The 13,457-nt window shown below is 68.6% G+C and carries 12 protein-coding genes and 1 tRNA gene; 5 read left to right on the plus strand and 8 right to left on the minus strand.

Going from position 1 to position 13,457, the window contains the following annotated elements:
- Positions 1 to 19 precede the first annotated feature (19 nt).
- Together argA and WS45_RS24010 are read left to right on the plus strand one after the other, a co-directional pair.
- Positions 20 to 1,399, plus strand: a complete 1,380-nt coding sequence (gene argA / locus WS45_RS24005; protein ID WP_044847668.1) for an amino-acid N-acetyltransferase — start codon at positions 20 to 22, stop codon at positions 1,397 to 1,399.
- A 49-nt stretch (positions 1,400 to 1,448) separates the two neighbouring features.
- The gene (locus tag WS45_RS24010) at positions 1,449 to 1,724 is read left to right on the plus strand and encodes an oxidative damage protection protein (protein WP_006478357.1); all 276 of its coding nucleotides are present in this window, start codon (positions 1,449 to 1,451) and stop codon (positions 1,722 to 1,724) included.
- A 175-nt stretch (positions 1,725 to 1,899) separates the two neighbouring features.
- Here WS45_RS24010 and WS45_RS24015 read toward each other — a convergent pair whose 3' ends face one another.
- The 3 genes from WS45_RS24015 to WS45_RS24025 all read right to left on the minus strand — a co-directional run bounded on the left by WS45_RS24015 (position 1,900) and on the right by WS45_RS24025 (position 6,469).
- Entirely contained in the window at positions 1,900 to 3,312 is a 1,413-nt protein-coding gene (locus WS45_RS24015; RefSeq protein WP_059690966.1) for an MFS transporter, read from the minus strand.
- Between the two features lie 185 nt (positions 3,313 to 3,497).
- Positions 3,498 to 4,700: a CaiB/BaiF CoA transferase family protein gene (locus WS45_RS24020; protein ID WP_059702002.1), complete on the minus strand. Its 1,203-nt coding sequence runs from the start codon at positions 4,698 to 4,700 to the stop codon at positions 3,498 to 3,500.
- A 14-nt stretch (positions 4,701 to 4,714) separates the two neighbouring features.
- Positions 4,715 to 6,469 (minus strand): acyl-CoA dehydrogenase family protein, encoded by a 1,755-nt coding sequence (locus WS45_RS24025; protein WP_059701998.1) that lies wholly within the window; start codon positions 6,467 to 6,469, stop codon positions 4,715 to 4,717.
- 173 nt (positions 6,470 to 6,642) lie between these two features.
- Between WS45_RS24025 and WS45_RS24030 the strand changes: the two genes are divergently transcribed.
- Positions 6,643 to 7,545 (plus strand): LysR family transcriptional regulator, encoded by a 903-nt coding sequence (locus WS45_RS24030; RefSeq protein WP_059535906.1) that lies wholly within the window; start codon positions 6,643 to 6,645, stop codon positions 7,543 to 7,545.
- A 36-nt stretch (positions 7,546 to 7,581) separates the two neighbouring features.
- Here the strand turns inward: WS45_RS24030 and WS45_RS24035 are convergent, their stop codons facing one another.
- From WS45_RS24035 to WS45_RS24050, 4 genes are all read right to left on the minus strand, one after another.
- A complete protein-coding gene (locus tag WS45_RS24035; protein WP_059535908.1) occupies positions 7,582 to 9,000 on the minus strand; it encodes an amino acid permease in 1,419 nt (472 codons plus the stop codon).
- Positions 9,001 to 9,092: 92 nt separating this feature from the next.
- The gene (locus tag WS45_RS24040) at positions 9,093 to 10,163 is read right to left on the minus strand and encodes a porin (protein ID WP_373557211.1); all 1,071 of its coding nucleotides are present in this window, start codon (positions 10,161 to 10,163) and stop codon (positions 9,093 to 9,095) included.
- A gap of 100 nt (positions 10,164 to 10,263) precedes the next feature.
- Positions 10,264 to 10,650, minus strand: a complete 387-nt coding sequence (locus tag WS45_RS24045; protein WP_059535912.1) for a RidA family protein — start codon at positions 10,648 to 10,650, stop codon at positions 10,264 to 10,266.
- 30 nt (positions 10,651 to 10,680) lie between these two features.
- Positions 10,681 to 11,895 carry an amino acid aminotransferase gene (locus tag WS45_RS24050; RefSeq protein WP_059702000.1) on the minus strand — a complete coding sequence of 405 codons (1,215 nt, stop codon included), beginning with the start codon at positions 11,893 to 11,895 and terminating at the stop codon, positions 10,681 to 10,683.
- Between the two features lie 191 nt (positions 11,896 to 12,086).
- Here WS45_RS24050 and WS45_RS24055 point away from each other — a divergent pair, with 191 nt between their 5' ends.
- Entirely contained in the window at positions 12,087 to 12,569 is a 483-nt protein-coding gene (locus WS45_RS24055) for an Lrp/AsnC family transcriptional regulator (protein ID WP_059535916.1), read from the plus strand.
- An 83-nt stretch (positions 12,570 to 12,652) separates the two neighbouring features.
- Positions 12,653 to 12,727 (plus strand) — tRNA-Val (locus WS45_RS24060).
- A gap of 160 nt (positions 12,728 to 12,887) precedes the next feature.
- On the opposite strand, the gene WS45_RS24065 is transcribed toward WS45_RS24060, so the two are convergent.
- Positions 12,888 to 13,457, minus strand: a 570-nt coding sequence (locus WS45_RS24065; RefSeq protein WP_156437258.1) for an aminotransferase class III-fold pyridoxal phosphate-dependent enzyme, incomplete at its 5' end; no start/stop codon positions are given.

Here is a 13,457-nt window from a genome sequence, read left to right on the forward strand (position 1 = left end):
GCGCATTATAATCCCGCCCATGAATTCCCAAACCGACCTCCCACCCGCCCAGACCGGCGCCGCGACGCCGCCGGCCGCCGACGATTCGGCCGCCAGCCACGCGCAGTTCGTCGACTGGATGCGCTCCGTCGCGCCTTACATCCACAAGTTCCGCAACAGCACGTTCGTCGTGGGGTTCGGCGGCGAGGTGGTGCAGCAGGGGCTGCTGAACGCGCTCGTGTCCGACATCGCGCTGCTGCAGGCGATGGGCATCCAGATCGTGCTCGTGCACGGCTCGCGGCCGCAGGTCGAGGAGCAGCTGAGCCTGCATGGTGTCGAATCCGAGTTTTCGCACGGGCTGCGCATCACCGATGCGCGCGCGCTCGAATCCGCGAAGGAAGCGGCCGGCGAAGTGCGTCTCGACATCGAGGCCGCGATCAGCCAGGGTCTGCCGAACTCGCCGATGGCGCACGCGCACATCAGCGTCGTGTCCGGCAACTTCGTGACCGCCCGGCCGGTGGGGATTCTCGACGGGGTCGATTTCGCGCACACGGGCATCGTGCGCAAGATCGACGCCGAATCGATCCGTCATTCGCTCGCGAGCCGCAAGCTCGTGCTGCTGTCGCCGCTCGGCTTCTCGCCGACCGGCGAGGCGTTCAACCTGTCGATGGAAGACGTCGCGTCGGCCGCCGCGATCGCGCTGCGCGCCGACAAGATCATCTTCCTGACCGAGGCGCCCGGCATCGTCGACGACGAAGGCGGCCTGATCCGCGAAATGTCGCTCGACGCGGCCGCCGAGCTGCTCGACTCCGGCAACATCCAGGGCGACGACGCGTTCTTCCTGAAGCACTCGATCCGCGCCTGCCGCGGCGGCGTGACCCGGGCCCACCTGATTCCGCAGTCGCTCGACGGCAGCATGCTGCTCGAACTGTTCCTGCACGACGGCGTCGGCACGATGATCTCGTACGAGAACCTCGAAAGCCTGCGCGAAGCGACGCCGGACGACGTCGGCGGCATCCTGTCGCTGATCGAGCCGCTCGAATCCGACGGCACGCTGGTGCGGCGCGGCCGCCACCAGATCGAACGCGACATCGACCACTTCTCGGTGATCGAGCACGATGGCGTGCTGTTCGGCTGCGCGGCGCTGTATCCGTACCAGCAGGAGAAGATCGGCGAGATGGCGTGCCTGACGGTCGCGCCGGAAGCGCAGGGCTCGGGCGACGGCGAACGCCTGCTCAAGCGCATCGAGCAGCGCGCCCGCGCGCGCGGCCTCACGCACATCTTCGTGCTCACGACGCGCACCGAGCACTGGTTCCTCAAGCGCGGCTTCGTCAAGGTCAGCGTCGACGACCTGCCGGAAGACCGCCGCAAACTCTATAACTGGCAGCGCAAGTCGCTCGTGCTGATGAAGCAGCTCTGAGCGCAGGCACGACTGCCCTCCCCCAGACCGATTACAGGAGAAGTACACGATGGCTCGAATGATCCAATGCGCGAAGCTCGGCAAGGAAGCCGAAGGTCTCGATTTCCCGCCGCTGCCGGGCGAACTCGGCAAGCGCATCTACGAAAGCGTGTCGAAGGAAGCGTGGCAAGGCTGGCTCAAGCAGCAGACGATGCTGATCAACGAGAACCGCCTGAACATGGCCGACCCGCGCGCGCGCCAGTACCTGATGAAGCAGACCGAGAAGTACTTCTTCGGCGACGGCGCGGACCAGGCGTCCGGCTACGTGCCGCCGACGGAAGGCTGACGCACCGCGAATCGCGCGGGCCGGTCGCGCCGGCCGCGTTGCGAAGCGAAGCAAGGCAAACGGCACCGTGTATCGCACGGTGCCGTTTGCTTTTGGGAGGGCGGAATCGAGGCGATGCGATCCGTCCGGCGCGTGCGCCGCCGCCGAATCGGCAAGTCGCGCCGGCCCGGCGGATTCAACCCGCCGGTTTCAACGCACCGCGGTCGCCCGCCTGCGCGGTCTCGCCGATCGGACTTTCAGCGCTCGCGCCTTCGGCACCCCATTCGGCCGCATCGCTGCGCTCGGCCGTCGACAACTCGTCCGCGCGGTAGCCGGTGCGATTCAGCAGCGCGAGCATGCATGCGAGCGACACGAGCGCGTACAGCCCCGACGCGATCGCGACGCCGACGATGCTGCCGGTCGCGTTCAGGATCGCCTGCGCGAGCACCGGCGTGCCGCCGCCGACGACGAGCGCGCTCAACTGATACGCGAGCGACAGGCCCGTGTAGCGGATGTTGGCCGGAAACACGCGCGCGAGCACGCCGCCGACCGCGCCGTAGAACATCGCCGACGGGATCGTCGAGATGCACATCCCGGCGACGGCGATCCAGTACGAACGCGTCGCGAGCGCATGGAACATCACCGGCATCAGCACGATCTCGGGAATCAGGATCCAGCACATCGCGCGTCGCATGTCGACCTTCGACACGAACCACGCGCCGACCGGCTGCATCAGGAACTGCACGACGAGCGAGATCGACAGGATGCCGAGAAACGTGCCCTGCGCGTAGCCGAGCTCCTTCGTCGCCCACGACAGCGCGAAGGTGCTGCGGAAATACGTGACGTTGATCACCGGCAGCGTGCCGGCCGCGAGCAGCACGACGGGCCAGTGGTCGCGCACGACGTCGCGCAGCGGCAGCTTCACCGTGCGCTTGCGCGCGAGCACGCGCTGCATGTCGAGCGATTCCTCGAGCCGCAGCCGGATCACCATCCCGATGATCACGAGCACCGCCGACAGCAGGAACGGGATGCGCCAGCCCCACATCAGGAACGACGGCGTCGGCAGCGCGCTCAGCGCGAAGAAGGCGGCTGTGGCGAGCAGGTTGCCGGTGGGCGAACCCTGCTGCGCGAACGCCGCATAGAGGATGCTGCGATGCTTCGGCGCGTTCTCGCTCGCGATCAGCACCGCGCCGCCCCACTCGCCGCCGACCGCGATGCCCTGCAACACGCGCAGCACGACGAGGCCCGCCGGCGCCCACACACCGATCGACGCATAGCCGGGCAGCAGGCCGATGCCCGTCGTGGCCAGCCCCATCATCACCAGCGTGATCACGAGCGCGGTCTTTCGGCCGACGCGGTCGCCGAGATGCCCGAACACGATTCCGCCGAGCGGCCGCGCGGCGAAGCCGGCCCAGAACGTGACGAATGCGAGCAGCGTCGCGACGCCGGGATCCATCGTGCTCGAAAAGAACACCTTGCCGAATACGAGCGCGGCGGCGGTGCCGTAGATGTAGAAGTCGTACCACTCGATCGTGGTGCCGACGAACGCCGCGAGGGCGGCGCGGCCGGGCCGCGGCTGCGCGGCGGACGGGGATTGCGGACGGCTCATCGATGTCTCCATGTTTGTGATCGGCGGCGCGACTGTCGCGCGCCTTGCCGGATGGCCGGCCTTGCGCCGCCGGCTGGCGGTGGTGCTTTACGTCGCCTTACGTCGCTTTCATTGCCTTGCGTCGAGCGGCTTGTCCCTGCGATGCGCCGGCCGAGGATGCTCGCGTGCGCGCACCACTCGGCCGGTCACGCCGGGTCCGGCGCGACCTTCAGCACGCCGGCGTCGAGCAATCGTTGCTGGAGCGCGGGATCGACGCCGAGGCGGTCGAGCACCGCGCGCGTGTTGCGGCCGAGCGCGGGCGGCGGCGAACGATAGGTTGCCGGCGTGCGCGACAGCTTCACCGGCGATGCCGTGCCGCGATATGCGCCGATCTCGACGAACAATTCGCGGTGCAGCGCATGCGGGTCGCGCGCGACGTCGGCGACCGTGCGCACCGGCCCGCACGGCACGCCCGCCGCCATCAGGTCGCGCGCCAGCGGCTCGCACGGATGGGCGGCGAGCCGTGCCTCGAGTTCGGCCTTCAGTTCGGGCCGGTGCGCGCAGCGGCTGCGGTTGTCGGCGAAACGCGGATCGCCCGCGAGCGCCGGCGCGCCAAGATGCGCGACGAGGCGCGCGAACTGCCGGTCGTTGCCGACCGCGAGGAAGATCGGCACCGTCGCCGTGCGATAGCTGTCGTACGGCGCGATGTTCGGATGCGCGTTGCCGCTGCGCCCGGGCACGCGCCCCGAGCCGAAGAAGTTCGGCAGGTGCGGATGCAGCAGCGATACGCCGCAGTCGTACAGCGCGATGTCGATCGACTGCCCCTGCCCGCTCTTCTCGCGCTCCGCGAGCGCCAGCAGGATGCCGGCCAGCGCGTTGAGCCCCGTGACCATGTCGACGATCGGCAACCCGATGCGCATCGCGTCGCCGTCGCGCTCGCCGTTGACGCTCATCAGCCCGGCCATCGCCTGGATCACCGCGTCGTAGCCGGGCAGCCCGCCGAGCGGGCCGTCCTCGCCGAAGCCCGTCACCGCGCAGTGGATCAGGCGCGGGAAACGCGGCTGCAGGTCGCGCGCATAGTCCATGCCCCAGCGCGCGAGCGTGCCGGGCTTGAAGTTCTCGACGAGCACGTCGGCGTCCTCCAGCAGGCGCCACAGGATCGCGCGCCCGTCGTCGCGGGACAGGTCGAGCGCGAGCCCCTCCTTGTTGCGGTTCACGCCCATGAAATACCACGCGGTGTCGCCGAGGAACGGCGGCCCCCAGCCGCGCGTCTCGTCGCCGTCCGGCGGCTCGATCTTGATCACGGTCGCGCCGTGATCGGCGAGCGCCTGCGTGCAGTACGGACCGCCGAGCACGCGGCTCAGGTCGACGACCTTGAGCCCGTCGAGCGCGCCGCGCGGCGCGTTCATCGCTTCCGTCGCGCTCATCGTTCGACCTCCGGCAGCAGGTCGAGCGCCATGTCGAGCGGCACCGGCGTGCCACGCAGCAGCGCGTCGAACGCCGCTGCTTCGTCGTCGCGCGACGCCGGTGCGAGCGGGTCGACCGGCAGCAGCTTGTAACGCACGACCAGGTGCGCGAGCGCGAGGCGCCGGTAATCGGGTGCGAGCCGGGCGCCCTCGCACGCCATCAGCACGGCCGCGCTCGCGTAGTAAAGCGCCGACGCGGCCTGCCGCACGCGCGCGTCGTCGCCTTCCGCCGCGACCCGCGCGAGCGCATCGCACGCGCGCGCGAGAATGCGCCGCAGCGCCGCGCGGCTCGCGTCGGGCAGCGGCGCCGCGCCGAGCCGGTCGCCGAGGAACGTGCGCAGCGCGTCGAGCGCCTGCTCGCGCTGCGCGGCGCGCGCGACGTCGAGCGCGACGATGTTGCTGGTGCCTTCCCAGATCGAGCCGAGATGCGCGTCGCGCACGAGGCGCGCATCGCTCCATTCCTCGATGTAGCCGGTGCCGCCGCGCACCTCCATCGCATCGCCCGTCACGCGGCGCGCATCGCGGCACGCGCGGAACTTGATCAGCGGCGTCAGGATGCGCACGCAGCGCGCGGCCTGCTCGTCGCCCGCATCCGCCTGCGGCAGCAGCAGCGCGATCTGCATGAACATCGCGCGCGCGGCCTCGGCGGGCAGCAGCATCTTCATCAACTGACGCTGCATCAGCGGCATCTCGATCAGCTTGCGGCCGAACGCGGCGCGATGCGCGGCCACGTGCAGCGACTCGTTCAGCGCGCGCCGCATCAGGCCCGCCGCGCGCACGCCGTTCGACAGCCGCGACATGTTGATCATGTCGGCCATCTGGTGAAAGCCGCGGCCGATCTCGCCGATCAGCCAGGCCTGCGCGCCTTCGAGCGCGATCTCGCCGCTCGCCATCGAACGGCTGCCGAGCTTGTCCTTCAGCCGCACGATCCGGTAGCGATTGCGCGTGCCGTCCGGCAGCGTCTTCGGCAGCAGGAACAGCGCGAGGCCCTTGATGCCGTCCGGCGCGCCGTCGGGCCGCGCGAGCACCATCGCCAGGTCGGCGTCCGCGTTCGAGCAGAACCACTTGTCGCCGTACAGGCGCCACACCGCCCCGCCCTGCGCGTCGGTTTCACGCACCGCGCGCGTCGCGATGCGGCCGACGTCGGAGCCGGCCGCCTGCTCGGTCATGAACATCGCGCCCTGGAACAGCGTGTCGAAATCGCGCGACGCGAGCCTCGGCAGATAGTGTTCGACGAGCGCCGGGTCGCCGAAACGACGCAGCGTGCGCGTCAGCGAATCGGTCATGCTGACCGGGCAGCACAACCCGAATTCCGCCTGCACGAACAGAAACGTCAGCGCGTACTTGACGAGCGGCGCCACCGCCTCGGGCTGATGGCTCAGCGCCGCCAGCCCGAGCTCCGAGTAAGCGACCCGTTCGAGCGCGACATACGCGGGATCCTTGTCGATCCGCTGCACGGCTTCGCCGCGCCGGTTGCGATGCTCGAGCACGGGCGGATGCTTGTCCGCGCGCGACGCCCACGCGTCGAGTTCGCCCGACACGCGCGCGCCGAGCGCGTGCAGCTGCGGTTCGAGTGCCGCGTAGCGGGTCGCGCCGAGATGCAGTTTCAGCAACGCGCCGAGATCGGGATCGGCCGTGAAGAAGTTGATGCCCCGGCTATCGGGGATGTTGTTGGTCGCGCCTGTGTCCGGCGTGCGAGCGGTGTCGTTCATGCATGCGTCTCCATGGTGGCCCGGCTGCGGGCCGGTGCCCGCGCCGTGGCGGCGCGGCCGGCTGGTGCCAGGCGTTCAGCAGAGCGTAGGCGCGCGATCGATAAGCGTCCAATACAGGATTTATCCGGTACGATAGACGACGCTTATCGATGCCGATGCGGGGAGGACGCACCATGGAACTGAGGCAGTTGCGCTACTTCGTGGCGGTCGCCGAGGAGCTGCATTTCGGGCGCGCGGCGAAGCGCCTGTTCATCTCGCAGCCGGCGCTGAGCTTCGACATCCGCAAGTTCGAGGATGCGCTCGGCGTGCAGCTTTTTTCCCGCACCAACAAGACGGTCGCGCTGACCAACGCGGGCGCGGTGCTGCTCGGCGAAGCGCGCCGGCTGCTGCTGCAGGCGGCCGAGGCAGAGCGTCTCACGGTGCGCTCGGCGTCCGGTCTCGCGGGACGGCTGCGGATCGGCTTCGTCCATTCGATGCTGTATCGCGGGCTGCCCGACGCGGTGCGACGCTTCGAGGCCGACTATCCGGGCGTCGAGATCGTGCTGAGCGAGATGAACACGCAGGCGCAGGTGCAGGCGATCCAGCGCGGCCAGATCGATCTCGGCTACGCGCACTGGGGCCACTGCCCGCCCGAGGTCGAATCGGCGCCCGTCTACGCGGAACCGTTCGTGTGCTGCCTGCCGGCCGCGCATCCGCTCGCGCGGCGCCGGCAGGTCGCCCTCGCCGCGCTGGCCGCGGAACCGTTCATCCTGTTTCCGCGCGACGCGGCGCCGCACTATCACGACCTGATCATCGCGCAATGCGTGAACGCGGGATTCAGCCCGCTGATCCGCCACGAGGCGCGGCTCTGGCAGACGATCCTGTCGATGATCGAATTCGGGATGGGCATCGCGCTGGTGCCGCGCGTGCTGCAGCAGGTGAAGAGCGACCGGCTCGCGTTCCGGCCGCTGAAGGATGCGTCGCTGGAATCGCGCACGCTGGAGCTGAAGCGCAGCGGCACCGCCGAACCGGTCGCGCTGCGCTTCGCCGACTACGTGCGCGCGTCGATCGACGCGCTGCCCGCGCTCGCGGGCTGAGCCGGCGCGCCGGTACGCCGCGCCGCTACTTCTCCGCTACTTCGCTTCCGGCTGCAGCACCGGCTGCGCGCGCCGATACCACACCGCATACACGACGGACAGCGCGACCAGGAACGGAATGCCGAAGATCAGCGTCATGTGGAATTCGGCCGTGAAGTACGTCGTCACCATCACCGCGAGCATCAGCGCCGCGCCGAGCAACGTCAGCAGCGGGAAGCCGCGCATCCGGAACGCGGGCGCCGGCAGGCCGAGCGCCGCGCGACGCCGCCGGAAGCAGTAATGCGTGACGAAGATCATCATCCACGTGAACAGCGCGCCGAACATCGACACCGACATCATGATCGTGAACGACGCGTCCGGATACAGCACGCTCAGGACCGTCGCGAGCGCGATGCCGAGCGTCGACAGCATCAGCGCGCCGAACGGCACGCCGCGCGTGTTCACCTCGCCGAGCGCCTTCGGCGCATGACCCGCGCGCGACAGGCTGAACATCATCCGCGTCGTGATGTAGAGCTGGCTGTTCATCGCGGACAGCGCGGCGATCAGCACGACGAAGTTGATCAGCCCGGCCGCGCCCGGCAGGTGGATCGCCTCCATCACCTTCACGAACGGGCTTTCGTCGCGCCCCGCCGCCGTCCACGGCACGATCGCGAGCATCAGCGCGAGCGTGACGAGGTAGAACAGCACGAGCCGCACGATCGTCGAGCGGAACGCGCGCGTCACCGCGCGCTCGGGATCTTCCGCCTCGCCCGCCGCGACCGCGATCATCTCGATGCTCAGGTAGCTGAAGATCGACACGATCACCGCGACCCACATCCCCCACATCCCCTTCGGGAAGAACCCGCCGTGCTCGGTGTAATGGTGGAAGCCCGCGCCGGCCGCGCCGTCGCCGACCAGCGCCGGATTGCCGAACACGACGTATGCGCCCAGCACGATGAAGCCGACGATCGCCGCGATCTTCACGACCGAGAAGCCGTATTCGACCGCGCCGAACACGTCGACGCTGCGCGCGTTGACGAACACGAGCAGCGCCGAGAAGCCGACGATCCACAGCCAGCCCGGCACGCCCGGGAACCAGTACTTCATGTACAGCGCGATCGCGGTGACTTCGGTGCCGACCGCGAGCACGATGCACGCCCAGTACGCATAGCGCACGAGGAATCCGGCCCACGGGCTCACGTAATGTTCGGCATAAGCGCCGAACGACCCGGAAGTCGGGTGCGCGACCGTCATCTCCGCGAGACAGCCCATCAGCAGCAGCGAGATGAACGCGCCGATCGCGTAGCTGACGAGCACGCTCGGCCCGGCAAAGCCGATCGCGAACCCGCTGCCGAGAAAGAGACCCGTGCCGATCGCACCGCCGATCGCGATCATCGCCATCTGCCGTGCGGAAAGCGTGCGGCGCAGACCCTGCTCGCGCGCCGCGATGTGCTGGAATTGCCCTTCTGGTTGCATCGAATGACCTCGTTCGAAAGCGTGTGTCCGGTCGAAACATCGACGGCGCACGGACCGGTGCCGGACCGCACCGGCCACCGCGCGCCGCGTGCTCAGAACATGTGGCGCAAGCCGGCCGCGATACCCGTCTGGTTGCCGCGTCCGGGCATTTCGGTGAACGCGCCGCCGGTCACCCGGTTGTAGTCGACCGTCGCATAGACCTGCGTCGCCTTCGACAGAGCGTACTCGGCCTCGAGCACGCCCGTATAGCGCTTCCCGCCGTTACCCGCGACGCCGTTGACGTTGCGGATGTCGTCGTAGTACGCAACGCCCGTCACCGACACCGCCGGCGTGACCTTCACGCTCGCGCCGGTATAGAAGATCGCGTCGCGGCGCGGATTGTCGGCGAACGAACCGTAGGTCACGTCGCGGCCCGGCGCGTTCAGCAGTTGCCGGTCGAGCAGGCCCGTGCGGTCGATGCCGCCGAGATAGCCCGCGTACAGCGTCGCCGCGCCGAACGCGTAGCGTGCGCCCGCGCCCCATGCCTGCTGCGCACGGCTGTTCAGGTCGCGCGCCTGCTGGTAGGTCGCGCCGACCATCAGCCCGCCGAGCGTGTACGACACGTGCGTGCCCCAGTACGCATTCGCGCCGAGGCTGCCCGCGACGCCGCCGAAGCCGTAGCTCGCGCCGACGTTCAGCCCGCCGAACGTGCCGTCGTAGCTGACGACGTTGCTCGCGCGGCCCTGCGTGAGGAAGTACGGCCACATGTTGGCCGTATAGTTGCCGACCGTCAGCGGATCGAGATCGCCGAACAGGTTGAACGCCTCGGTCGCCTGCCGGCCGAGCTTCACGGTGCCCCAGTCGCTCGCCAGGCCGACATACGCGTAGCGGCCGAACAGCGCGCCGTCGAGCTGCCCGTTCTGCGGCTCGAAGCCGCTCTCGAGCTGGAAGATCGCCTTCAGCCCGCCGCCGAGCGCTTCGCTGCCCTTCAGGCCCCAGCGGCTGTTGGTGATCGCGCCGTTGGTCATCTGCACGCTCGCGTCGTTCGACGCGTTCGCATGCGTCGTGTAGCGAATGCTCTGGTCGACGATGCCGTACAGCGTCACGCTGCTCTGCGCCATCGCGCCGCTCGCGGCGAGCAGGCCCGCCATCGTCGGTACTGCGAATCGAGTGATACGCCTCATCTTCGTCTCCATCCTTGTCTGAATATTTGATGTTCGTCGGGGGGTGTTGATGCTTGTCGTTGATCGTGGGTGCTGCGATCGTCGCGAAGTCGCGTGCCGGCTAGCCGCGTGCCGCCGGCAGCGCGACGTACGCGACGAGTTCGACGCGCATGTCCGGGTGCGCGAAGCCCTGCACGCCCACGCACGTGCGGTTCGGGTACGGTTCGTGAAAGTGGCGCCGGTATTCGGCGTCGAATTCGGGCATCGCCTTCACGTCGGACAGATAGACGAGCACCTGCGCGACGTCGTCCATCGTCGCGCCGGCCGCCGCGACGGCCTTCGCGAGATTGCCGAGCGTGATGCGCGCCTGCTCGGTCATCGTGTCGCCGGCGATCGCGCCGGACGCATCGACCGGCCCGTGGCCGGTAAACATCAGCCCGCTCGCGCGGGTCGCCCACGAGAACGGCTGCGCGAGTTGCGGCAAGTCGACCGGGATCGTGTCTGCCATCGTGTCCTCCTTCGGTTCGGGAGCGGCCGCTCAGGCGGCCTGGCGCGACGTGCCGCCGAGCACGTCGGCGATCGCGTTCGCGACGTGGTCGACGTTCGCGTCGTTCAGGCCCGCGATGCACATGCGGCCCGAGCGCAGCAGGTAGACGCCGTGCGACGCGCGCAGCCGGTCCACGTCGGTCGCGGCGATGCCCGAGTAGCTGAACATGCCGCGCTGCGTGACGAGCGCATCGAACACGCTCGCCGGCAGGCGCGCGTCGAGCCGCGTCTTCAGCGCGCAGCGCATGCGCTTGATGCGCGTGCGCACCTCGGCCACCTCGTCTTCCCAGCACGCCCGCAGGACGTCGTCGTTCAGCACGGCCGACACGAGCTGCGCGCCGAACAGCGGCGGGCTCGAATAGGTGCGGCGCACGCCGGCCTGCAACTGGCTCAGCACCGTCGCCGCTTCGCCCGCGCTCGCGCAGACGATCGACAGGCCGCCCACGCGCTCGCCGTACAGCGAGAAGTTCTTCGAGAACGAGTTGCTGACGATCGCCGGCAGTCCCGCTTCGACGATCGCGCGCACGGCCCATGCGTCGTCGTCGAGCCCGTCGCCGAAGCCCTGGTACGCCATGTCGAGGAACGGAATCAGCCCGCGGCGCGCGAGCACGTCGATCACCGCGCGCCATGCGTCGCGGCCGAGGTCGAGGCCCGTCGGGTTGTGGCAGCACGGCTGCAGCAGCACGATGCTGCGCGCGGGCAGCGCGTCGAGCGCCGCGAGCATCGCGTCGACGCGCAGGTCGTTGCGCGCTTCGTCGTAGTACGGATACGTATGCACGTCGAGACCGGCCGCCGCGAAGATCACGCGATGGTTGTCCCACGTCGGATCGCTGATCCAGATCGCGCTGTCGGGGAAATAGCGCTTCACGAACTCCGCGCCGAGCCGCAGCGCGCCCGAGCCGCCGAGCGTCTGCAGCGTCGCGATACGCCCTTGTGCGAGCGCCGCGCAGTCGGCGCCGAACACGAGGCGCTGCACGCCCTGCCGATACGCGGCGAGCCCTTCCATCGGCAGATACGAATGCGGCGCGCCGGCTTCGCGCACGCGCTCGGCCGCGAGACGCGTGCTCTCCAGCACGGGGATGCGGCCCGCTTCGTCGTAGTAGAGACCGATGCTGAGGTTGACCTTGTGCGGATGGGCATCCTGCTGGAACGCCTGGAACAGCGACAGGATCGGGTCGCCCGGATAGGCGGGAATGTGTTCGTACATGGCGGAATGACGCTGGAAGTTGAAGGCGGCGAGTCGGCCGGCGGCGTGACAGCGCGTCAGGCCGTGCGGTCGAGGCATGGGGCGCATGTTATCGAGGACGAAATAGAATGAGCTTCACTTTTCGATGACGAATCGCCGCCATTGCAGTAGAGTCTGCGCTTGTCATCTCAAAAACTATGGGATTCTGCGAAATGAATCTGGATCGAACCGACATGCGGATCCTCCGGCATCTCGAGCGGGACGGACGCATCAGCAATCAGGACCTCGCGAATGCGGTCGCGCTGTCGCCGTCGGCGTGCCTGCGGCGCGTGAAGCTGCTCGAGGAACGCGGCGCCATTTCGGGCTACCGCTGCACGATCGATCCGAAGAAGGTCGGCGTCGCATTCGAGGCGCTCGTGCACGTGTCGATGCGGCCGGACGTGCCCGAATGGCACGACCGGTTCGTGGAGGCGATCCAGCAGTGGCCGGAAGTCATCGCCGCGCAGATCGTGACGGGCGGCTCGAACTACGTGCTGACGGTGCGGGCGCGCGACCTCGACCACTATTCCGACTTCGTGATCAACCGCCTGCACCGCGCGACGGGCGTGATGTCGATCAATTCGAGCATCGTGCTCGCGACGCTCAAGCGCGACGGCTCGATCCTCGATCTCGTCGAGCCGTCGACGGCCGGCTGACGAACCTTTTGCACCGGCCTGAAAAATATTTGAAGAAAGTGCTTTACGAACCCGAAAAGCTCTGACATAATTTCAGCTTCTTTGGGCGGTTAGCTCAGCGGTAGAGCACTGCCTTCACACGGCAGGGGTCACTGGTTCGATCCCAGTACCGCCCACCAAAGAATTCAAGGGCCTGCGTCTCACGACGCAGGCCCTTTTCGTTTTGCGGCCGCCTTTCTGCTGCGGCACGCCTCCCCTGCACGCTTCCTTGCGCTCGCGAACCCGTTCGACGGGCAACGACGCTGCGACCACATGCAATCGCAGCGTCGCGACGACTGACTACCCTGCCCGCCCCACCCGCTCCGCCGTCGCATCGAACGCGCGCTTCGCCTTGTCGACGATCTCGTCGACCTCCGCCTCCCGGATCACCAGCGGCGGCGACAGCAGCATCCGGTCGCCGGTCGCGCGCATGATCAGATTCCCGTTGAAGCAGAAGTCGCGGCAGATGGTGCCGATATCGACGCTGGCGTCGAACCGCTGGCGCCGCGCGCGATCGCGCGCGAGCTGGACACCCGCGACCAGTCCCGCCCCCGCGATCTCGCCGACGATCGGATGATCGCCGAGCGCTTCCCGCAACCGACGCTGGAAATACGGCCCGATGTCACGCTTCACGCGCTCGACGATTCCCTCGTCGCGCAGCAGCTTCAGGTTCGCGACCGCCACCGCCGCCGCGACCGGATGGCCCGAGTACGTGAGGCCATGATTGAATTCGCCGTTGTCGATGATCGGCCGCGCGATGCGTTCGTGGATGCCCACCGCGCCCATCGGCACATAACCCGACGTCAGGCCCTTGGCCATCGTGATCAGGTCCGGCTCGAAGCCGAAGTGCTGATGCGCGAACCATTCGCC

The sequence above is a fragment of the Burkholderia sp. RF2-non_BP3 genome (assembly GCF_001522185.1).
In the GTDB taxonomy this organism is placed as follows: domain Bacteria; phylum Pseudomonadota; class Gammaproteobacteria; order Burkholderiales; family Burkholderiaceae; genus Burkholderia; species Burkholderia diffusa.